This window comes from Acidovorax facilis (assembly GCF_050626955.1).
GTDB classification, from domain to species: Bacteria; Pseudomonadota; Gammaproteobacteria; order Burkholderiales; family Burkholderiaceae_C; genus Acidovorax; species Acidovorax facilis.
In genome coordinates this window covers 1,220,492-1,241,779 of sequence record NZ_CP192460.1, presented here as the reverse complement: position 1 = coordinate 1,241,779, position 21,288 = coordinate 1,220,492, and the positions used below count along the sequence as shown (strand labels likewise).

Genomic DNA, 21,288 nt, shown 5'->3' with positions numbered 1-21,288 from the left:
GCCCACAGAAATAGAAAACAGAGAACAAAAAAAGCACGCTGAGGATGCCCCTCAGCGTGCTTTTCTTTTGATAGCTACCTGCGCTTGATGGGCAAGCGCCAGGGCCTGTTTTTATCCATATCCCTCGTCGCTATCCCTCAGGCGGGGGCATGCCCGCTCAGAAGCTCTCCCATTCGTCGTCGTTGCCCCCCTTGGCTGCGGCTGCAGGCGCTGGCGCGCTGGCAACCGGGGGCCTGGTGCTGGCGGCAGGGGCGGCTGCAGGGGCGGCCGCGCTGGCCTTGGGCGCTGCCAGGCTGGCCTGGGGTTTGGCGGGCTTTGCGCTGCCGATCTTGCTGGCGCCTTTGGTCGCGCCTGCACTGCGTTGGGCGGTGAATGCAGGGGCAGCGATGGGCGCTCGGGGTGCCGGTGCTGGCGCGCTGCGCATGGCGTTGGCGTCGAGCTTGAACACGGCCACGGCGTTGACCAGTTCGCCCGCCTGGGCGTTCAGGGCGCTGGCAGCAGCCGCCATTTCTTCCACCAACGCTGCGTTTTGCTGCGTGGCCTGGTCCATCTGCGTGACCGCTTCTCCCACCTGGCCCACTCCTGCGCTTTGTTCGCTGCTGGCGGCGCTGATCTCTCCCATGATGTCCGTCACTCTGCGGATGGAGGCCACCACTTCGGTCATGGTGGCCCCTGCCTTGTCCACGAGGGCCGTGCCTTGTTCCACGCGCTCTACGCTGGCGGTGATGAGGGCTTTGATTTCCTTGGCGGCTTCTGCGCTGCGCCCTGCCAGGCTGCGCACTTCGCCGGCCACCACCGCAAAGCCCCGGCCTTGTTCTCCGGCCCGGGCGGCTTCCACGGCGGCGTTCAGGGCCAGGATGTTGGTCTGAAAGGCGATGCCGTCGATCACGCTGATGATGTCGGCGATCTTTCTGCTGCTGTCGTTGATGCCTTTCATGGTCTCGACCACTTCGGCCACCACCTCGCCGCCTTGCACGGCCACGGTGCTGGCGCTCACCGCCAGCTGGTTGGCGGCCCGGGCGTTGTCGGCGTTCTGGCGCACGGTGGAACCCAGCTCTTCCATCGAGGCTGCCGTTTCTTCCAGCGCACTGGCCTGCTGCTCCGTGCGGGCCGACAGGTCGTTGTTGCCCGAGGCAATCTGTGAGCTCGCCGATGCAACCCCTTCCGCGTTGCTGCGCACGCCGGACACCACGTGCGCTAGGTTGGCACGCATGTCACCGAGCGCGGTGAGCAACTGGCCCATTTCGTCCTTGCCGCCAGGCGGCACGTCGGTGGTGAGGTCGCCCTCGGCAATTGCGCGGGCCGCCCGCACAGCATGGTGGGCCGGCCGGGAGACGGTGCGCGTAATGCCCACGCCCAGCAACGCCGCCAGCACCACACACACCGCCAGGGTGCCCAGCAGCCACAGGCGCGCCGTGGCGAATACTTCACGCCCTTCGGCACTGGCTTGCAACGCGGCCTCGGAATTGATCTTCTGCAGTTCGCCCAGCGTTTCTGCCGCGGCGACAAAAGCGGCTTCCGACTCGCCCGCATAGAGCATGCCCAGGGCGTCGCCGGTGAGTTCCAGCGTCTCGGCGTTGGTGAAGTCCACGCCCGAGGCGATCTCCAGCAATTTGGCCTGGAGCTTGATGTACTCGGCTTTGCGCTGCTTGTAGACGGTATAGACCTCGCGCTCCTTGTCCATGTCGATGAGGGCCTCGTACGCAACCTCGACCTTGTCCAGATCCTTGTGGCGCAGGGTTACCTGCTCGGAAAACGCCTTGACTTCCGCCACGCTGCGCGAGGTGACCACCCCCGCCTCGGAGCGCCGCATGCGGTTGAGCAACACGCGCAGCTCCCCCGTTTGCGCCACGCTGGGCAGCAAGTTGGTGGCGATCTGGTCCGCCCCCTGGTGGATGCGGGACATCTGCACCAGCGCCATCACGCCCAGCAAGGTGGTGAACAGCACCACCGCCAAAAATCCCGCTCCCAGCTTGACACCGATGCGCAGATCGGAAACTCTCATGGATCACCCTTCACATTGCGTTTGCCCAAAAGGCACTTCGACGCATGCCAATCTGTATTGCTCAGCACCGCATACTTGTAACCAAATGCAGTCTAGCAGTGCCTGCCGCGCTGCAAAGTGGGCTTTCCCCTTACAGAACAACACCGCGCGGCCAAAAAAAAACATGCGGGCTTGTGGCTCGCATGCTTTGTCGGGGACGCTGGAAGGCTATTGTATTTGTAGCTAATCCCGCTTTATCAAAAAGCCCTGGAGGCTATTTGATGCCCAATTTTTTCAGGCATTCGACTTCTTGAAAGCCTCGATGCCGTCCGTGATTTCCTTCTTGGCGGCGTCAATGCCTTCCCAGCCCAGCACCTTGACCCACTTGCCCTTTTCCAGGTCCTTGTAGTGCTCGAAGAAGTGGGCGATGGCGTTGCGGCGCATGGCATTCACGTCGTCGATGTTCTGCCAGTGGTCGTACATGGGCAACACTTTGGAGGTGGGCACGGCAATGACCTTGCCATCCACACCGGCCTCGTCTTCCATCATCAGGATGCCCAGCGGGCGGCACGGCACGACCACACCGGGGTGCAGCGCGTAGGGGGTGATCACCAGCACATCCACCGGGTCGCCGTCGCCCGACAGCGTCTGCGGCACGTAGCCGTAGTTGGTGGGGTAATGCATGGCCGTGGTCATGAAACGGTCCACGAAGATCGCGCCCGATTCCTTGTCCACTTCGTACTTGATCGGGTCAGAGTTCATCGGGATCTCGATGACCACGTTGAAGGCTTCGGGGACGTTCTTACCTGGGGGGACGTTGTTGAGGGACATGTCTTTGGAGAGTGGTTTGTTGACGGTAACCCGCGAAGCGGCCGACGCTGACACAGCGCAACGAACCGTCGGGATTAACCCTGATTTTAGGCGCACGCCCCTTTCTGCCCGCTTGCAAACCGGCGTTTGCCTGTAAATTGGGTCTGTTGGCCAATCGACTCCTCCCGCACAACGCACGGGGAGCACGAGGAAGCAACGCAGCGGGGATGCCACCGATGCGTTGGTCCCCCTCCGTGCAACACAACCCTAGGAGAATTGAATGGCTGCAAGTTCAGCACTGACATCCCCTCTCATCCTCGCCCTCGTTTGCGGGCTCATCGCGGTGGCCTACGGCATCTGGGCTCGGGGCTGGATTCTTTCCAAAGACCCGGGCAACGCCCGCATGCAGGAGATCGCCGCCGCCATCCAGGCCGGCGCGGCGGCCTACCTCGCCCGCCAGTACAAGACCATCGCCATCGTGGGCGTGGTGCTGGCCATCCTGATTGGCATCTTTCTGGACATGACGACGGCCGTTGGCTTCGTGCTGGGCGCCTTTCTGTCGGGGGCCTGTGGCTTCATCGGCATGAACGTGTCGGTGCGCGCCAACGTGCGCACCGCGCAGGCGGCCACCCACGGCATTGGACCGGCACTGGACGTGGCGTTTCGCGGCGGGGCCATCACCGGCATGCTGGTGGTGGGGCTGGGCCTGTTGGGCGTCACGGGCTTTTACTGGTTCCTGGCCGGCAATGGCAACCTCACACCCACGGCCAACCTGGCCACGCTGCTCAACCCGCTGATCGGCTTTGCGTTCGGCTCGTCGCTGATTTCGATCTTTGCGCGCCTGGGCGGCGGCATCTTCACCAAGGGCGCCGACGTGGGCGCCGACCTGGTGGGCAAGGTGGAGGCCGGCATTCCTGAAGACGACCCGCGCAACCCCGCCGTGATCGCCGACAACGTGGGCGACAACGTGGGTGACTGCGCCGGCATGGCGGCCGACCTGTTCGAGACCTATGCGGTGACGCTGATCGCCACCATGGTGCTGGGCGCGCTGCTGGTGGCCACCGCGCCCGTGAACGCCGTGGTCTACCCCCTGGCGCTGGGGGCTGTGTCCATCATTGCATCCATCATTGGCTGCTTCTTCGTCAAGGCCTCGCCCGGCATGAAGAATGTGATGCCCGCGCTGTACAAGGGCCTGGCGATTGCGGGTGCGCTCTCGCTCGTCGCCTTCTACTTTGTCACCGTCTGGATCATGCCGGACAACTCCATCACCGCCACCGGCAGCCAGATGAAGCTGTTCGGTGCCTGCGCCACCGGGCTGGTGCTGACGGCCGCGCTGGTGTGGATCACCGAGTTCTACACCGGTACGCAGTATTCGCCGGTGCAGCACATCGCGCAGGCATCGACCACGGGCCATGGCACCAACATCATTGCAGGACTGGGCGTTTCCATGCGGTCCACCGCCTGGCCCGTGATCTTTGTGTGCCTGGCCATCCTGTCGGCCTACCAGCTGGCGGGCCTGTACGGCATTGCGGTGGCGGCCATGTCCATGCTGTCCATGGCGGGCATCGTGGTGGCGCTGGACGCCTATGGCCCCATCACCGACAACGCAGGCGGCATTGCCGAAATGGCCGAGCTGCCCAGCAGCGTGCGCGACATCACCGACCCACTGGACGCCGTGGGCAACACCACCAAGGCCGTGACCAAGGGCTATGCGATTGGCTCGGCGGGCCTGGCCGCGCTGGTGCTGTTTGCCGACTACACACACAAGCTGGAGAGCTACGGCAAGGCCATCACGTTTGACCTGTCCGACCCGTTGGTCATCATCGGCCTGTTCATCGGCGGGTTGATCCCCTACCTGTTTGGCGCCATGGCGATGGAGGCCGTGGGCCGCGCGGCCGGGGCCGTGGTGGTGGAGGTGCGCCGACAGTTCCGCGATATTCCCGGGATCATGGAGGGCACCGCCAAGCCTGAATACGGCAAGGCGGTGGACATGCTGACCACCGCCGCCATCAAGGAGATGGTGATCCCCAGCCTGCTGCCTGTGGTGGTGCCCATCGTGGTGGGCCTGCTGCTGGGGCCCAAGGCGCTGGGCGGTTTGCTCATGGGCACCATCGTCACCGGCCTCTTCGTTGCCATCAGCATGTGCACGGGCGGCGGCGCATGGGACAACGCCAAGAAGTACATCGAGGACGGCCACCATGGCGGCAAGGGCAGCGAGGCCCACAAGGCCGCAGTGACCGGTGACACCGTGGGCGACCCCTACAAGGACACGGCCGGCCCGGCCATCAACCCGCTGATCAAGATCATCAACATCGTGGCGCTGCTCATCGTGCCGCTGGTGGTCAAGTTTCATGGTGGGTGAAGCCACAGCCCCGGTCTGACAAGCCGGGAATCCAGGTAAACAAGGGGCCGCGGGCCCCTTTTTGCCGCGTACCATGGCGGGCACCGGTTCCCGTCCTCCCAGAAGATGGCCTTGAAACACACCACACCGTCGGCCCCTGCCCCCTCCGCCAGCGACACCACGCCCTACCAGCACATCGTGCGCGACGTGCTGGCACAGGCTCGGCCCCTGATGGAGCGCGTCGCCGAGGCCACGCGCATGTCCCTGCTCACGCGCCAGGACCAGGCCCGCACACCGGGCGAACACAACGCCATGCACGAAGCGCGGCAGCAGCTGTCGCGGCTCGCGTCCGTGATGGGCGAGCGTTACCCCGACGCGCTGCGCAAGGCACTCGACCAGGAGGCGGCACAGAACGAGGAAAAGCCCACACGCTCCCTGTTCACCGTCCATTTCGACGACCTTGAACTGATGGACGAGGCGCAGATCAACGACAGCGTTGAGCGCGCCCGCGCCCGGCAGGTGCTGATCTCGGCCGTGGAAGGGCCGCTGGCCGACCTCGACGCCCTGGTGTGCGCGGCCCTGGGCCTGGCCCGCGTTCAGCCGGAGCACAACCCCCTGCGCCCCGAAGTCTTTCTACAGGCGCTGCAGACCGTGGTGTCGCAGATGCAGGTCACGCCGCAGGTGCGGCACGACTGGATGGGCCCCATGGCCCAGGCGCTGGGCACGGAGCTGCGGGGGCTCTATCTGGCGCAGATTGATCGGCTCAAGCTCAGCGGCGTGCAGCCCGTGGGCTATGCGATGCGCCAGGCCGATGGCCAGGTGGTCTACGTGGCGCCCACCGAAGGCGGTGCATCCCCCGGCTTTGCAGCAGACAACGACCTGTCCACAGCGGAAGGCCACGCTGACTCCCTGCTCACACTCGACCGCCTGCGCCGCCTGCTGCTGGGCGAGTTCAGCGAGAACCCGGCCCCCACGTCGGCGCCAACACACACGCCCTCCCCCCATTCAGACGAGAGCTTCGCGGACCAATTCGCACGCGAGTTCGATAACCCCAACCAGCTTCCCCCCATCGACCCACCCGCCACGGACTTCGCAGCCACCGTGCCCGCCGCCTTCGAAGCGCTGCAGGCCATGAACCAGGTCGGCCACATGATGGAGCGACTGGGTGGCCAGCGCCCGCAGCAGGTCGGCAGCAGCACAGAGGGCAGCCCTGCAGCCCCGCCGCGCAAACATTCCGGCGGACTGGGAGAGGCCTTGAGCATGGAGGTGGTGGCGCTGATGGTGGACAACATCGCGCGCGATGGTCGGCTGCTGTGGCCGGTGCAACAGTTCATCCGCGCGCTGGAGCCGGCCTTGATACAGCTGGCCGTAGCCGACCCCCGTTTCTTCAGCCACAAGGAGCACCCCGCGCGCCGACTGCTGCAAGACATCACCGACCGCAGCCTGGCCTTCAACAGCCCCGAAGCTCCCGGCTTCCAGAGCTTCATGCGCTCGCTCATGAACATCGCGGGCCCGCTGGCCACCGCCACCATCGACGGGCCCGACGATTTCGAGCACGTGCTCCAGCAATTGCACGCCAAATGGGCAGAAAAGGACCAGCAGCGCAAACAGGAACGCCAGCGCGCCATCGAGGCCTTGCAGCACGCTGAACAGCGCCACCTGCTGGCCGCCCGGATTTCGCGCGACCTCTCGCTGCGGCCTGATTTCGGCAAGGTGCCCGACGAAATTTCCCGTTTTCTGCTCGGCCCCTGGTCCCAGGTCATGGCACAGGCGCGCCTGACCGACACCACCCGCAGCGCCGACCCAGGCCGCTACGAGGAGCTGGTGGACGCCCTGATCTGGAGCACGCAGCCCGCCTTGACCCGCGCGAACACAGGCCAGCTGGCGCGCCTGCTGCCCAAACTGCTGGCCAAGCTGCGCGAGGGCCTGGCGTCCATCGACTACCCGGCTGCGCGAACCGAGGCCGTCTTCGAACTGCTGATGGAACTGCACCAGCAAGCCTTCAAGCCCGGGCCCCGGGTGGCCACCAAGCCCGCCGCCCCGCCGCCCCAACCACCGGCTCTGGCGCAGCCCGCCCCGCTGGAGGATGACGATCCGTGGGTCGCCCCGTCCGAGGCCAGGGAGTCGGGCTATGTGGATATCTCTCAGTCCCCCGTATCGGAGAGCGCCGAGCTTGTGCCCGAATCCACCAGCACCACCAGCACCACCAGCGGCCCGGCCACTTTGCCCCACCTGGCCTCAAGCGCGCCCTTGGCCCCATTGGCTGTTGGGACCTGGGTCAACCTGCAAGTGGCAGGCCAGTGGGAACGCACCCAGCTGTCCTGGATCGGCTCGCAAGGCCAGCTTTTCCTCTTCACCAGTGCCTCGGGCCGGACCCAATCGATGACCCTGCGGCTGCTGGAGCGGCTCTTCCACCAGGGCGCCGTGCAGGTGCTGACCGAGCAGACCGTGGTGGACGGCGCCCTGGATGCCGTGGCCCAGGCGGCCATGCGCAACAGCGTGGAGAGCAGGCTATGAATTTACTCCTAAAAACATAGCTTATAACGCTTGATGGATAAGCGCTAGAGCCCATTTTCAATCAAAATTAATATCCCATCTCCTTGGCCATCCGGCCAAGGCCCGCCACCTTCGCGGCACACCCTGGTGTTCCCCGGGTAGTCAAACTCCAACGGGGGTGCTACGCTGGGGGCGTCCAGTCCAAGGCTTTGCGACATTCGAGAGATTGAAGGGATTTGTCAGGGCCTTAGCCCGCTTCGGCGGGCTTTTTTACGTCCTTCCGCTTCGGCGGGCTTTTTTACGCCTCTCTCACTGACAGGCGGGCTTTTTACGCCGTCTCCCGAGCGGCGGGCAACACAAGCACCACACGCAGGCCGCCCAGGTCGGCAGGCTCCAGCTCCAGCCGCCCGCCGTACAGGGCCGCCAGGTCCTGCACGATGGCCAGGCCCAGCCCCGTGCCCGGCACCGTTTCGTCCAGCCGCACGCCACGCTCCACCGCCTGCGCACGCTGCGCCGCACCGATGCCGGGGCCGTCGTCCTCGACACTGACGACCATCTGGGGCGGCAGCCCGCCAAGGACCTGCGCCTGCAAGCGCACGGTGGACTGCGCCCATTTGCAGGCGTTGTCCAGCAGGTTGCCCAGCATTTCCTGCAGGTCCTGCGCCTCGCCCGCAAAGAACAGCGGGGCATCGGGCAGCGCGACCGTGATGTCCACCCCGCGCCCGGCATGCACCTTGTTCATCACGCGCACCAGTCCGCCCACCGCCGGCTCCAGCGCCGTGCGCTGGCCGGGCAGGTGTGCCGATGCAGCCACGCGGGATCGCGCCAGGTGCCAGTCGATGTGGCGCCGCGCCACCTGCACCTGCTCGCGCACCAGTGCAGCCAGCGCTGCGCCATCACTGGGTGCTGGCGCGCAGGCCGCGTTCTCCAGCACCGAAAGCGGGGTTTTCAGGGCATGCGCCAGATTGCCTGCCTGGGTGCGCGCGCGCTCCACCACTTCTGCATTGCGTTCCAGCACGGCGTTGAAGTCATCCACCAGCGGCTGCATCTCGGCAGGGAATGCGCCCTGCAACCGTGTGGTGCGTGCCTGCTGCACATCCTGCAAGCCCCGCTGCAACGCCTGCAGAGGCTGCAGGCCCACGGCCACCTGGGCCCACGCGGCCGCTGCCAGCAGCACCAGCAGGGCCGCCAGCGACAGCGCCAGCACGCGCGTGAACTGCGCGGTGGCCGCTTGGGTGGCCTGCAGATCGGCCGCCACGATCAGCCGCCAGCGCGCCGCATCCGTGCCCTCGGCACGCACGGTGCGCTCCAGCACCAGCAAGGGCGCGCCCTGCGGGCCTGCCACTTCGTGCACATGCACGGCACCGTCAGCCAGCGCATCCACCTGCAGGGCCAGGCTGGTGTCCCACAAGGAGCGTGAACGCAGCACCCCAGCCCGGCCGCGCCCATCGGGCGCCATGGCGTCCACCTGCCAGTACAGGCCCGAATAGGGTTTGAGCCAGCGCGGGTCTGACAAAGCCTGCGCGGCAATCACCGGCTGGCCCTGGGCATCAAACTCCAGCCGCGCCGTGACCTGGTCCAGCTGCTGCACAAGGGCCGCCTCGAACTGGCGCTGCACATGCTCGCGGAACAGCCCACTCAGCACCAGGCCCGCCAGCACCACCGCCACCGTCAGCCCCGTCACCGTCACGGCCAGCAGCCGGAACCGCAGGGAGCGTGACCAGTGCAAACCGCCCCGGTTCGCGCCCCGTTTCATGGCGGCACCAGGCGGTAGCCCATGCCACGCACCGTCTCGATACGGGCCGCGCTGGCCGACGGCGACTGCAGTTTTTTGCGCAGGCGCCCCACAAAGACTTCGATGGTGTTGGAGTCCCGGTCAAAGTCCTGCGCGTAGATGTGTTCGGTCAGCTCGGCGCGTGACACCAACACGCCAGGCCGGTGCATGAGGTAGTCGAGCACCTTGTACTCGTGCGCCGTGAGTGCCACGGGCTGCCCTGCGCAGGTGACGCGGCCGCTGCGGGTGTCCAGCGACCAGTCGCCACACTGCAACACCGCAGACGCCTGCCCGCTGGCGCGGCGGATCAGCGCACGCAGGCGTGCCAGCAACTCTTCGAGGTGAAAGGGCTTGGTCAGATAGTCATCGGCACCCGCATCAATGCCCGCCACCTTCTCGTGCCAGTTGTCGCGCGCGGTGAGGATCAGCACCGGCATGTTGCGCCCCTCGGCCCGCCAGCGCTTGAGCACCGTGAGCCCATCCACCACCGGCAGGCCCAGGTCCAGCACCACGGCGTCCACGGCCTCGGTGTCGCCCAGGAACTGCGCGTCGCGCCCGTTGTCGGCCTCGTCCACGGTGTAGCCCGCGCCTTGCAGCGCGGTGCGCAACTGGGTGCGCAGCTGCGTGTCGTCTTCTACGAGGAGGATGCGCATGGGCTTTAGAACCTGTTCAGTGTCTTTTTAGGGTCGCACAAGTACCTTGCCCGAAGGGTTGGAGTGAAATCGGGCGATTGGAAGCCTCGGCTGCTTGCATGGGCATGCGCCCACGCGGGGCAGTCTTAGCGGTGTTCTCGGCCGGTACGTTGATCGTCGCGCGATTTGACGCGCAGCACCTCGGCCGTGCGTGCATCGAGCTTGACCTTGGTCAACTGCCCCGCAGGTGTGAGCAGCTTGATCTCGTAAATCCAGCGATCCCGCTCCTGCTCCAGCTCCACTTCGAGCACCTGGCCGGGCACTTCGCGCTGCAGGCGCTCCAGCACTGCAGGCAGCGGCAGCACCTGGCCCGCCTGCACGGCCTGGCGGGCGCGGTCGTGGTCGTCCTTGCCGCTGGCCAAGGCGTTTTGTGCGAATACCGCTGCCGCCCACAGCAGACAAGCTGCCGCGCCCCAGCGCATGGCGTGGCGGCGCTCTGAAGCACGGTGGGGGGAAAAAAGCATGGGTGCATTGTCCCGCGCAGTGTCTGAACGGCCGATGAACAGCTCTTTCACGCGCCGTTCAGGCTGGGGTTTCAACAATGGCTGCATAGGACAACCAACACCTACAAGGACACCACGATGACAACCGTTCGCACTCTGGCCCTGGCTGCACTGTGCCTCTGGGCCGCAGCCAGCCCCAGCCACGCCGCCGACACCACCGCCGTCCAGCAACTCGCGCACTGGAGCGCGCAGGCAGGCAGCCCCGGCAATGCCGACAAGGGCAAGGTGTTCTTCACCACCCGGCACGGCGGCGAGTGGTCTTGCGCATCCTGCCACGGCACGCCGCCCACCGCGCAGGGCAAACACGCCAGCACCGGCAAGTCGATAGCGCCCCTGGCCCCTGCCTTCAACCCCAAGGCATTCACCGACACCGCCAAGGTGGACAAGTGGTTTCGCCGCAACTGCAACGACGTGCTGAGTCGCGAATGCACGGCTGTGGAGAAGGCCGATGTGTTGGCCTACGTTAGCGCCTTCAACGCACTCAAGCCTTGAATCTCAACACCATGAAGAAACTTACCCCCATTCGCCCCGCCCCCATGGCCGCAGCACTGTGCATGCTGGCCCTGCAGGCGATCCCCAGCGCCCACGCCGACAGCGGGCGCGCCATGCCCCGCAACGTGCCCAGCGCCTACACGCAGGAATGTGCCGCCTGCCACACCGCCTACCCACCCGGGCTGCTGCCCGCCGCGTCGTGGAACCGCGTGATGACGGGGCTCGACAAGCACCATGGCACCGACGCATCGCTGGACGCGGCCACCGTGCGCCAGCTCAACCAGTGGCTGCAGGCCCACGCCGGCACCTACAAGCGCGTGAGCGAAGAGCCGCCCGAGGACCGCATCACCCGCTCGGCCTGGTTTGAGCGCAAACACCGAAAGATCGAGCCCTCCGCCTGGAAGCTTGCCAGCGTGAAAAGCGCCGCCAACTGCGCGGCCTGCCACACGGGTGCCGACCAAGGGCAATTTGACGACCACGACCTGCGCATGCCGGCGGGGCTGGATGCCCGATCACGCCGCGCCTGGAACGACTGAGAGCGGTGAACAGGACTCTTCTGGCGTCGTTGCTGTGTCTTGTCGTACTGGCCGTACTGCCTGCGACACAGCGCCTAGCCAGAACCGCTTCGCTGAGCCCTGTTCGCCGCTCTCGCTCTGCGTTGAATCTGAGATGCATCCCATCAAGGAAAACACTATGAACAACACCCCTTCCCTCCAACCCGCCAGCGCCGCAGCGCAGCCAGCCGCTGCCAAGGGCCCCAGCCGCCGGGTCACCGACGCGCCCACGCGCATGTTCCACTGGCTGTTTGCGCTCTGCTTTGTGGGTGCCTACGCCACCGCCGATGGCGAGTACTGGCGGCTGCTGCACGTCACGCTGGGCTACACCATTGCGGGCCTGCTGGGCTTTCGCGTGCTGTACGGAATCTTTGGCCCGCGCACTTCGGGCCTGGGCCTGCTGTGGCGCAAGCTGGCCGGGGCGCCCGCGTGGCTGCGCGCCCTTCCCCAGGCGCGTTCAATGCAACAGGTGAACTGGCGCCAGGGGCAAAACCTGCTGATGGCACTGGCGGTGGTGCTGCTGCTGGTCCTGGTCGTTCCTATCACCTTGAGCGGCTATGCCACCTACAACGATTGGGGCGACATGTTGGGTGGCGACTGGATCGAAGAAGTGCACGAGTTCTTCGGAGAAGCCATGCTGTTTGTCGTGCTGGCCCACCTCGCATTGATTGCCGGCATGAGCATGCTGCGGCGCAAGAATCAGGCGCTGCCCATGCTGACCGGGCGCGTGGAAGGCCCAGGGCCTAACCTGGTGCAGAAAAACCGCACCTGGCTGGCGGCAGCGCTGCTTCTGGCAGTGCTGGCCTTTGGCGCATGGGAGTGGCAGCAATCGCCCAATGGGTTGATGGCCAGCGGCACGACGAGCGAGCGCAGCAGACACCATGATGACGATTGAAGCCCGTCAAAACAACTTTCAGGATCAACCCATGAAAATCTATATGTGTGTGGTCTGTGGCTGGATCTATGACGAAGCTGCGGGTTTGCCCGATGAGGGCATTGCGCCAGGCACCCTGTGGGCCGATGTGCCCGACGATTGGCGGTGCCCTGAGTGCAATGTGGGCAAGGCAGACTTTGTGCTGTGCGAGATGTGAGGTGCAAGGTGCGATCTGGAAAACAGCAGCACCAGCACACTGACACTTTCACCGATCAAAGGTATAAGAAAGATCGCCTCAAGACTCCCTACGCCCCCAGATGCCCGTACAACCCCCACCGACTGGCCTTGACGCGGCCGTTGCCGCCCAACGCCTGCGTGAAGAAGGCCCCAACGAACTGGGCATCAGCCAGCGCCGCACGCTGCGCGACATGGCCTGGGACGTGGTGCGCGAGCCCATGTTCTTGCTGCTGCTGGGTGCAGGCGGCATCTACCTGGCGATGGGCGACGCGCACGAGGCGCTGATCCTGCTGGGCTTTGTGGTCATCATCATGGCGATCACAGTGCTGCAGGAGCGCCGCACCGACAACGCGCTGAACGCCCTGCGCGACCTCTCCAGCCCCCGCGCGTTGGCGCTGCGAGGCGGCACCATGGTGCGCATCGCAGGCCGCGATGTGGTGCGCGAGGACCTGCTGATGATTGCCGAGGGCGACCGCATCCCGGCTGACGGCACCCTGCTGCAGGCGCACGAACTGGCCACCAACGAATCGATGCTGACCGGTGAGTCCGAGCCCGTGGCCAAGCAGATTGCCGACAAGGTATTTGCAGGCACGCTGGTGGTCAGCGGCCAGGGCCTGCTGCGGGTGACTGGCGTGGGACGCCACACCGAACTGGGCCGCATTGGCCAGTCGCTCGACACCATTGCGCTGCAGGCCTCGCCCTTGCGTGAAGAAATGGCACGGCTCACCCACAAGCTCGTGCTGATCGGCCTGTCGCTGTGCGTGCTGCTGGTGGCCCTGTTCTGGGCACTGCGCGGCGACGCGTTGCAAGCCGTGCTGGCAGGCATCACGCTGGCCATGGGCATCCTGCCGCAAGAGCTGCCGGTGATCATGATCGTCTTCCTGGCCCTGGCTGCACGGCGGCTGGCGGCGCAGCAGGTATTGACACGGCGGCTCAACGCCATCGAAACGCTGGGGCAGACCACCGTGCTGTGCGTGGACAAGACCGGCACCCTCACGCAAAACCGCATGGCCGTGGCCGCACTGTGCATTGCGGGCGAGGAGCTGGATGTGCAGAACCTGCCCGAAAAAGCAGCCGAAGCAGGTGGCACGGCGCTGCCAGAGGCCTTTCACGAACTGCTCGAATACGCCGTGCTGGCCAGCGAGATCGAACCGCACGACCCCATGGAGCAGGCCTTTCACCGCATGGCGGGGAATCATCTGGCAGGCACCGAGCACCTGCACCCCGCCTGGTCGCTGGCGCGCGAATATGAGCTCTCGCCCCAGCTGCTGGCCATGACCCACTTGTGGCGCGATGGCACATCCGCGCACGACACCGTGGCCACCAAGGGTGCGCCCGAAGCCGTGGCCGACCTGTGCCACCTGCCTGACGCCGAGCGCGCCACCGTCAGCGCCCAGGCCGCCCGGCTGGCCGATCGGGGCCTTCGGGTGCTGGGCGTGGCCAAGGCCCGGCACCGCGTGCAAGACGACTGGCCAGGCATTCAGCACGACTTTGACTTTGAATGGCTGGGCCTCGTGGCCCTGGCCGACCCCTTGCGACCCGAGGTGCCCCAGGCGATCGCAGAGTGTCACCAGGCGGGTATCCGCGTGGTGATGATCACGGGCGACCACCCCCGCACCGCACGCGCGATTGCAGCCCAGGCGGGCATCGCCCACGACCAGGTCGTCACCGGCGATGAAATGGCCCTGATGTCCCCCGACATGCTCACCGGCAAAGTCCGGCAGATCAGCGTGTTTGCACGCATCAAGCCGCACCAGAAGCTGGCGCTGGTCGAAGCCCTCAAGGCCCAGGGTGAGGTGGTGGCCATGACGGGCGATGGCGTGAACGACGCCCCCGCCCTCAAGGCCGCCCACATCGGCATCGCCATGGGCCAGCGCGGCACCGACCTGGCGCGCGAGGCCGCAGCGCTGGTGCTGCTGCACGACGACTTCGCAGCCATTGTTCAGGCCATCCACCGGGGGCGGCAGACCTTTGCCAACCTGCGCCAGGCCATGGTCTACACGCTCGCCGTGCATGTGCCCATCATCGGGCTGGCGCTGTTGCCGGTGTTGTTTGGGCTGCCGCTGGTGCTGGCACCGCTGCACATTGCGTTTCTGGAACTGGTCATCGACCCGGCCTGCTCCATCGTCTTTGAGGCCGAGGAAGGTGCGGCCGACCTTATGCAGCAGCCGCCGCGCCGCGCCGATGAGCCCCTGCTTTCAACCCGCCACATCCTGCTGAGCCTCGTGCAGGGCGGCGTGGTGACGGCTGCCGTGGTGGGCCTCTATGCCTGGCTGCTGGGCCAGGCCGCGCATGCCGCCACGGCCAGCACGGTCGCCTTCGTGGTGCTGGTGGCTGCCAACGCAGCGCTCATCCTGCCCAGCCGCAGCAACCAGACGAGCTGGCGCAGCCTGTGGGCGGGCCTCACACCCGTCAGCCTGTGGGTGCTGGGCGGCACACTGGCGGCGCTGACTGCCATCACCACAGTACCTTGGCTGGCCTCAGCCTTCAAGTTTGCGCCGTTGCCGCCCCTGCATTGGCTCATGGCGATGGTGGCCGGGTTGACATTGACAGGGCTCTTTGCAGCCAACAAACGATGGCTCCGCCCCACAACGCTGGCGCACAATCATCCGACCGTCTGACCATCCCGCCACACGCCATGCCCATTGTTCTGGAATCGCTCGACCACGTTGTACTCACCGTTGCCAGCATTGAAAAAACCATCGCGTTCTATGAGCGTGTGCTTGGCATGACTGCGCGGGAGTTCAAGCCCCGGCGGTATGCGCTGCACTTCGGCGATCAAAAGATCAATCTGCACGAAGTAGGCACGGTGGTGGACCCGAACGTGCGACATGCCACCGCGGGTTCTGTCGACCTGTGTTTTCTCACGCAAACCCCGTTGGAAGAAGTGGTGACACATCTGCAAGCTGAAGGCGTCTCCATCGTGCAAGGCCCGGTGGGTGCTACGGGAGCGTGCCACAAGTTGCTGTCGGTTTACATCTATGACCCGGACGAAAACCTGATCGAGATCGCCAACGAAGTGTGAACGGTCAAAGATCCGTCGAGGTGGCCGCGCGCAGCAGCGATGCAGCGGGCGCCACCAGCTCCTGCAGCTGTCCGGCGCGCCCCTGCTCGATGGACTGGAGCACCATCTCGTTGATACCTCCCACCACCGCCATGGCCATCATGGGCTGCAGCGGGGCCTTGCGCAGGGGCGCCCCCGGGCGGTTGTTCACCACCTCCAGCATCAGGTCCACCAACTGCTGGTTGACGCGCCGCCGCGCGGCCAGGCCGGGCATGCCCAGGCCCAGGATTTCAATGAACAGAGTGCGCAGCAGAACCGGATTGCAGGCCAGCGCACCAAAGTACGCCGACAGCGCCTGCTCCACCTGGGCCTGCCAATCGCTTTGGGGGTTGATGGCACCACGCAGCACCGCCAGTGCGTTGCCGCTGGCCGATTCGTACAGCGCTGTCAGGCATTCGGCCTTGTCGGCAAAGTTCTCGTAGAAAGTACGCCGCGAGACGCCAGCCTCGCGCACGATGTCTGCAATCGTGGTGTCGGCATAGCCTTTGGTCGCCACGGCGCGGGCCATGCCCTGCAGCAGGCGATCCCGATGTTCCCTACCCTCGGTGGCGCCAGGTCGGGGGGCGGCTTGCAGTGCGGTCATGCTGGCAGATTCCCTCGGGGTTAACAGGTACTTGACAGTACCACATGCGCACCCCATGATCCCTCACCACTGGTACTACAACGTACCAAACCACAAAGACGTTATCTTTTTACCGAGCTCCCGGAGATCCATCCCCATGACCGAACTCGTCGTGCGACGCCTGCTCATTGACCTGGAAACGCCTTTTGACCGCCACTGGTGCGGCGGCGATGCGTTTCGCACGGCGTTCTTCAATGCGCTGTCGATGAGCTTCCCGGTGGGCGAACAGTTCTTCATCGACGCTGTGAAGGGCGGGCACAAAGCCATGCCGCCCGAGCAACACGCGCAATTTGCCGACGAGGTGCGCGGCTTCGTCGGGCAAGAGGCCACTCACCGCCGCATCCATGCGCTGTTCAATGGGCACCTCGAAAAGCAGGGCCTGGTCAACGAATGGGCGTCCCGCGCGCAGGAGCGCATGAAGCTTTTTGCCGGAGCCGACCCACGCCACCCCCTGGCCGTGACGGCTGCCAACGAGCACTTCACCGCGCTGCTGGCCGAATGGCTGCTGGCCCACCCCGAAACACTGGCGGGCGCCGAACCCCGCCTGGCCACGATGTGGCAATGGCACTGCGCCGAAGAGGCCGAGCACAAGAACACGGCGTTCGACATCTACCAGGCGCTGGGCGGCAACCACGAGTGGCGCATCACCTGGTTCCGCCGCATCACCCTCGTCTTCTTGGGCGACGCCCTGCGCCAGACGGTGCTGAACCTGCGCCGCGACGGAACGCTGTGGAAATGGACCACCTGGGCCAGTGCGGCGCGCACGCTGTTTGGCAAGGGCGGCCTGGTGCGCGAAACCTGGCGCCCATGGCGCGAATACCTGCGCCGTGACTTTCACCCCAGCCAGCACGGCACGGACCTGTCACAGCAATGGCTGACCCAGCACAGCGACGCCTACGTGCCCGTGGGCGCACGCTGAGCCACAACGTCAGAATGCGGTTTCAGGCGCTGACGGCGGCCGCTGGCTGGGCACCACGCCGCAGCACCAGCCCACCAAACAGCGTCGCCAGTATGTACATGCTGACCGAGTAGATGGCCGCAGGCAGTGCCAGCTGAAAGTTGCCCAGCACCGACAGCGCGATGAAGATGGCCAGCGTGGAGTTGTGGATGCCGATCTCGAAACTGATGGCCGTGGCCATGGACTTGTCGAGCCCCGCCGCCCGCGACAGGTAGTACCCCGACGCAAGACTGATCGCGTTGAACAACAACACGGCCGGACCGATGCCCGCGAAGGACTCGACCAGCGCCGTCCACTCCTTGGCAATCGCAATCAGCGCAAAAGCGGCCAGCACCACGGCGCTGAAAATCTTCATGGGCTTTTCCATGCGGGCGCTGAAGGCCGGCGCGCGCCGGTGCACCGCCATGCCCAGCACCACCGGCACGAGCACGATGATGATCACCTCGACCACCTTGCCAAATTGCAGCGGCACCACCTGGCCCGTGTGCGCAAAGGTGTTGATCGCCCAGTTGGTGATGAGCGGCAGGCTCACGATGGACAACACGGTGTTGATGGCGGTGAGCGAGATGTTCATCGCCACATTGCCACCAAAAAGGTGGCTGAACAGGTTGGCCGACACCCCACCCGGTGAAGCCGCCAGCAGCATCAGCCCCACCGCGTAGAGCGGCGCCACGCCCAGCAGCACGATGAGGGCGTAACAGGCCGATGGCAGCACCAGCACCTGCAGCACCAGGGCCAGCACCACGGCACGCGGATGCTGCAGCAGGCGCTTGAAGTCGCCCACCGTGAGCGAAAGGCCCAGGCCGAACATGACCAGCCCCAGGGCGATGAACAACAAGGTGGGAAGTATGGAAACAAAGCTCATGGGTCACGCGCGGGGCTTATGCAGGTGCCTGGCCGGTGCGCAGTCGCACCGGGCCGCTGCGCTGCTCGATCGCCGCCTGCACTTCCTTGCGCAAACCCAGCGCAAAGGCCCACTCGGCCACCACAAACAGCGGGCCGACGATCAGGCCCACCAAGTCGTCCACAAACGCGGGCTTGCGACCTTCGTAGTAGTGGCCCACGAACTGAATCACCCAGCCCACCGCAAACAAGCCGATGCCCGTGGCCAGCCACACCGCCATGCTCTGCAAAGCTACCCAATGCCCCCCCACCAGCATGGCCGCCAGCAGGGTCGCCATGGCCAGGCCAAAACGCATATCCAGCCGGAAGTAGAAGACGCTGGCCGCCAGCGCAGCGAACAGCGCAGGGCTCAGCGGCAACGCGCCCGCCATCCAGGTCGGGCGCGACAGCAGGATGACCACCGCAAACATGATCATCGGGACGCCCACAAAATGGGTGTGGATGTTGCGCGGGTCGCGGTGGTAGTCGGCGTACTGCGCAAGGTGGTCGATCAGGGTTTTCATGGGTGTCTCCGGCTGTTGTTTTGAGCAGCATCAATACTCCCCCCGGGGCATTGCCAGCGTCTGTCGTGCAGACGACAAAAAGGCACACTCCCACGGCACCGCCCCACCCTGCCTCGCGCCCAATCTGCACTGCATGACCGACCCCGCCACCTATCTGCCCGTCCTCCAGTCCGGCCGCTGGTTTGCCCACCTGCCGCCCGACTTTGCCCAGCCGCTGCTGGCCATGGCACAGGTGCGCCATTTGCAGACGGGCGAAGTGCTGTTTCTGCGTGGCGATGCGCCCTGCGGGCTGTATGCGGTGGTGCGCGGCGCGGTCAGCATCTCGGGCACGGGCGGCCGGGCCGACGAGGCGCGGGCCGCGCTGCTGATCCGCCTGGAGCCGCCGCACTGGTTTGGCGAAATCTCGGTGTTCGACAACTCCGCACGCACGCACGACGCGCAGGCCACCGAGCCCACCACGCTGCTGCACATTCCGCACGAGCGGCTGCAGGCGTGGCTGCAGGCCCACCCGCAGCACTGGCATGCGCTCGCGCTGCTGCTCACCGACAAGCTGCGCTCGGCCTTTGTGGCCATGGAAGAGCTGGCCCTGTTGCCTGCGCCACAACGCCTGGCGCGCCGCCTGGTGATGATGGCCGAGGGCTACGGCCAGTGGACGGCCGAGGGGCGGTCGCGCCGCGTGCTGTCCATCTCGCAAGAGCAGTTGTCGCTGATGCTGGCCATCTCGCGCCAGACCACGAACCAGATCCTCAAGGACCTGGAATCGCGCCACCTGGTGCGCGTGCAACGCGGCGAGCTGGAGATTCTGGACCTGGCGGCGCTGCGCGCCACCTGCTATTGAATTGCTATTAAATATATAGCTACCAGCACTTTACCAACAAGCGCCAGAAGCATTTTTTACTTAAATAATAAGCACACATTTCATTTCCGGGCAAAATGACGGCCATGCAACTGAACTACATCGCCAACGCCTCGGTGCCGTCCGCCTCGGGCCGCACGATTGCCATGATCGACCCGTCCGACGGCCAGCCCTTCGACGAGATCCAGCGCAGCAACGCCGACGACATCGACGCGGCGGTGCATGCGGCCCGCCAGTGCTACAACGCGGTGTGGCAGAAGTTGGCCCCGGTGGAGCGCGGCCGACTGCTGCAAAAGCTCTCGGCCAAGATCCTGGAGCATGCGGACGAGCTGACGGCGCTGGAGCAGCGCGACTGCGGCAAGCCCACCAAGCAGGCACGCGCCGACGCGATTGCGCTGGCGCGCTACTTCGAGTTCTACGCCGGTGCGTGCGACAAGTTTCACGGCGAGACGATCCCCTACCCCGACGGCTACAGCGTGCTGACCTGGCGCGAGCCCCACGGCGTGACGGGCCATGTGATTCCCTGGAACTACCCCATGCAGATCTTCGGCCGCAGCGTGGGCGGCGCGCTGGCGGCAGGCAATGTGTGCGTGGTCAAACCGGCCGAAGATGCCTGCCTCTCGCTGATCCGCGTGGCGCAGCTCGCGGCCGAGGTGGGCTTTCCCTCCGGCGCGCTCAACATCGTCACCGGCTACGGCCATGAGGTGGGCGACGCATTGGCGCGCCACCCCGGCATAGACCACATCAGCTTCACCGGCAGCCCCAAGATCGGCACGCTGATCCAGCAGGTGGCCGCCGAGCGCCACTGCCCCGTGACGCTGGAGCTGGGCGGAAAAAGCCCGCAGATCATCTTTGCGGATGCGGACCTCGATGCCGCCATCCCCGTGGTCATCAACGCCATCGTGCAGAACGCCGGGCAGACCTGCTCGGCCGGCTCGCGCGTGCTGATCGATTCGCTGATTTACGAACCGCTGCTGGAGCGTCTGGGCAAGGCGTTTGAAAAGTTGCGCGTCGGCCCCGCCGCCATGGACCTGGACGTGGGCCCGCTGATCCGCCAGACGCAGCAGCAGCGCGTGTGGGATTTCCTCTCCGACGCGCAGGTGGCAGGCATCCCCATGGTGGCGCAGGGCGTGGTGGTGGACGAAGCGCCCGAGACCGGCTACTACCAGGCCCCGACCCTGCTGCGCGATGTACCGGTAGGCCACCGCCTTGCGCAGGAGGAAGTGTTCGGCCCCGTGCTGTCGGCCATGGCCTTCCAGGACGAAGACCACGCGGTGGAGCTGGCCAACGCCACTCAATTCGGCCTGGTGGCCGGCATCTGGACGCGTGACGGCGCGCGCCAGTTCCGCATGGCCAAGCGTGTGCACAGCGGCCAGGTGTTCATCAACAACTACGGCGCGGCCGGCGGTGTGGAGTTGCCGTTTGGCGGCGTCAAATCCAGCGGCTATGGACGCGAAAAGGGCTTTGAGGCGCTGTACGGCTTCACCACCTTGAAGACCGTTGCTATCAAATATGGATAACCCCCTGTGTCGCTGCGCGCCTTCCCCCTTGGGGGGACGCCGCCAGCGCGGCGGGGCGGCCCTTGCGCGGCGGCCCTGGCGTAGGCCGCGCCAGTTCCAGTCTCT

Annotated in this window: 18 protein-coding genes and 1 pseudogene; 11 read left to right on the top strand and 8 right to left on the bottom strand. The window is 65.7% G+C overall.

Translation table 11 applies throughout. From position 1 onward, the window contains the following. Nucleotides 1–157: 157 nt before the first annotated feature. Both ACQ4MJ_RS05610 and ppa read right to left on the bottom strand, forming a co-directional pair. Nucleotides 158–2,005 (bottom strand): methyl-accepting chemotaxis protein, encoded by a 1,848-nt coding sequence (locus tag ACQ4MJ_RS05610; RefSeq protein WP_431149589.1) that lies wholly within the window; start codon nucleotides 2,003–2,005, stop codon nucleotides 158–160. 273 nt (nucleotides 2,006–2,278) lie between these two features. Beyond that, nucleotides 2,279–2,815, bottom strand: coding sequence for an inorganic diphosphatase (gene ppa / locus ACQ4MJ_RS05605; protein ID WP_055398170.1), 537 nt, complete (start codon nucleotides 2,813–2,815; stop codon nucleotides 2,279–2,281). A 259-nt stretch (nucleotides 2,816–3,074) separates the two neighbouring features. Here ppa and ACQ4MJ_RS05600 point away from each other — a divergent pair, with 259 nt between their 5' ends. Both ACQ4MJ_RS05600 and ACQ4MJ_RS05595 read left to right on the top strand, forming a co-directional pair. Then, nucleotides 3,075–5,156, top strand: coding sequence for a sodium-translocating pyrophosphatase (locus ACQ4MJ_RS05600; protein ID WP_121420493.1), 2,082 nt, complete (start codon nucleotides 3,075–3,077; stop codon nucleotides 5,154–5,156). A 105-nt stretch (nucleotides 5,157–5,261) separates the two neighbouring features. After that, entirely contained in the window at nucleotides 5,262–7,652 is a 2,391-nt protein-coding gene (locus tag ACQ4MJ_RS05595) for a DUF1631 family protein (RefSeq protein ID WP_431149590.1), read from the top strand. Between the two features lie 307 nt (nucleotides 7,653–7,959). Here the strand turns inward: ACQ4MJ_RS05595 and ACQ4MJ_RS05590 are convergent, their stop codons facing one another. The 3 genes from ACQ4MJ_RS05590 to ACQ4MJ_RS05580 form a co-directional block, all read right to left on the bottom strand. Next, entirely contained in the window at nucleotides 7,960–9,387 is a 1,428-nt protein-coding gene (locus tag ACQ4MJ_RS05590) for a sensor histidine kinase (protein ID WP_431149591.1), read from the bottom strand. Then, entirely contained in the window at nucleotides 9,384–10,058 is a 675-nt protein-coding gene (locus tag ACQ4MJ_RS05585) for a response regulator transcription factor (RefSeq protein ID WP_121506015.1), read from the bottom strand. Before ACQ4MJ_RS05585 ends, ACQ4MJ_RS05590 begins: the two co-directional genes overlap by 4 nt. Before the next feature lie 125 nt (nucleotides 10,059–10,183). After that, nucleotides 10,184–10,561 (bottom strand): PepSY domain-containing protein, encoded by a 378-nt coding sequence (locus ACQ4MJ_RS05580; protein WP_431149592.1) that lies wholly within the window; start codon nucleotides 10,559–10,561, stop codon nucleotides 10,184–10,186. Nucleotides 10,562–10,678: 117 nt separating this feature from the next. Between ACQ4MJ_RS05580 and ACQ4MJ_RS05575 the strand changes: the two genes are divergently transcribed. The 6 genes and pseudogenes from ACQ4MJ_RS05575 (at nucleotide 10,679) to ACQ4MJ_RS05550 (ending at nucleotide 15,782) form a co-directional block, all read left to right on the top strand. Next, entirely contained in the window at nucleotides 10,679–11,092 is a 414-nt protein-coding gene (locus tag ACQ4MJ_RS05575; protein WP_431149593.1) for a DUF1924 domain-containing protein, read from the top strand. An 11-nt stretch (nucleotides 11,093–11,103) separates the two neighbouring features. Continuing rightward, nucleotides 11,104–11,628, top strand: coding sequence for a diheme cytochrome c (locus ACQ4MJ_RS05570; RefSeq protein WP_431149594.1), 525 nt, complete (start codon nucleotides 11,104–11,106; stop codon nucleotides 11,626–11,628). 157 nt (nucleotides 11,629–11,785) lie between these two features. Next, on the top strand, nucleotides 11,786–12,541 hold the full coding sequence (locus tag ACQ4MJ_RS05565; protein ID WP_431149596.1) for a cytochrome b/b6 domain-containing protein: 756 nt from the start codon (nucleotides 11,786–11,788) through the stop codon (nucleotides 12,539–12,541). Between the two features lie 40 nt (nucleotides 12,542–12,581). Further along, nucleotides 12,582–12,737 (top strand): annotated as a pseudogene (locus ACQ4MJ_RS05560) (rubredoxin); the annotation flags it as partial. Between the two features lie 100 nt (nucleotides 12,738–12,837). Continuing rightward, nucleotides 12,838–15,378 carry a cation-translocating P-type ATPase gene (locus ACQ4MJ_RS05555; RefSeq protein WP_431149598.1) on the top strand — a complete coding sequence of 847 codons (2,541 nt, stop codon included), beginning with the start codon at nucleotides 12,838–12,840 and terminating at the stop codon, nucleotides 15,376–15,378. Between the two features lie 17 nt (nucleotides 15,379–15,395). Next, nucleotides 15,396–15,782 (top strand): VOC family protein, encoded by a 387-nt coding sequence (locus tag ACQ4MJ_RS05550; protein WP_431149600.1) that lies wholly within the window; start codon nucleotides 15,396–15,398, stop codon nucleotides 15,780–15,782. A 4-nt stretch (nucleotides 15,783–15,786) separates the two neighbouring features. Here the strand turns inward: ACQ4MJ_RS05550 and ACQ4MJ_RS05545 are convergent, their stop codons facing one another. Next, a complete protein-coding gene (locus tag ACQ4MJ_RS05545; protein ID WP_228897876.1) occupies nucleotides 15,787–16,404 on the bottom strand; it encodes a TetR/AcrR family transcriptional regulator in 618 nt (205 codons plus the stop codon). Between the two features lie 136 nt (nucleotides 16,405–16,540). Between ACQ4MJ_RS05545 and ACQ4MJ_RS05540 the strand changes: the two genes are divergently transcribed. Then, complete coding sequence (locus ACQ4MJ_RS05540; RefSeq protein ID WP_431149601.1) at nucleotides 16,541–17,362, top strand: metal-dependent hydrolase; 822 nt, start codon at nucleotides 16,541–16,543, stop codon at nucleotides 17,360–17,362. A 22-nt stretch (nucleotides 17,363–17,384) separates the two neighbouring features. Here the strand turns inward: ACQ4MJ_RS05540 and ACQ4MJ_RS05535 are convergent, their stop codons facing one another. Further along, nucleotides 17,385–18,266: a bile acid:sodium symporter family protein gene (locus tag ACQ4MJ_RS05535; RefSeq protein WP_121506008.1), complete on the bottom strand. Its 882-nt coding sequence runs from the start codon at nucleotides 18,264–18,266 to the stop codon at nucleotides 17,385–17,387. 16 nt (nucleotides 18,267–18,282) lie between these two features. After that, complete coding sequence (locus ACQ4MJ_RS05530; RefSeq protein ID WP_431149602.1) at nucleotides 18,283–18,807, bottom strand: DUF962 domain-containing protein; 525 nt, start codon at nucleotides 18,805–18,807, stop codon at nucleotides 18,283–18,285. 133 nt (nucleotides 18,808–18,940) lie between these two features. Between ACQ4MJ_RS05530 and ACQ4MJ_RS05525 the strand changes: the two genes are divergently transcribed. Both ACQ4MJ_RS05525 and ACQ4MJ_RS05520 read left to right on the top strand, forming a co-directional pair. Continuing rightward, complete coding sequence (locus ACQ4MJ_RS05525; protein WP_055398183.1) at nucleotides 18,941–19,645, top strand: Crp/Fnr family transcriptional regulator; 705 nt, start codon at nucleotides 18,941–18,943, stop codon at nucleotides 19,643–19,645. A 104-nt stretch (nucleotides 19,646–19,749) separates the two neighbouring features. Further along, on the top strand, nucleotides 19,750–21,183 hold the full coding sequence (locus ACQ4MJ_RS05520) for an aldehyde dehydrogenase family protein (RefSeq protein ID WP_218300166.1): 1,434 nt from the start codon (nucleotides 19,750–19,752) through the stop codon (nucleotides 21,181–21,183). Nucleotides 21,184–21,288: the final 105 nt, after the last annotated feature.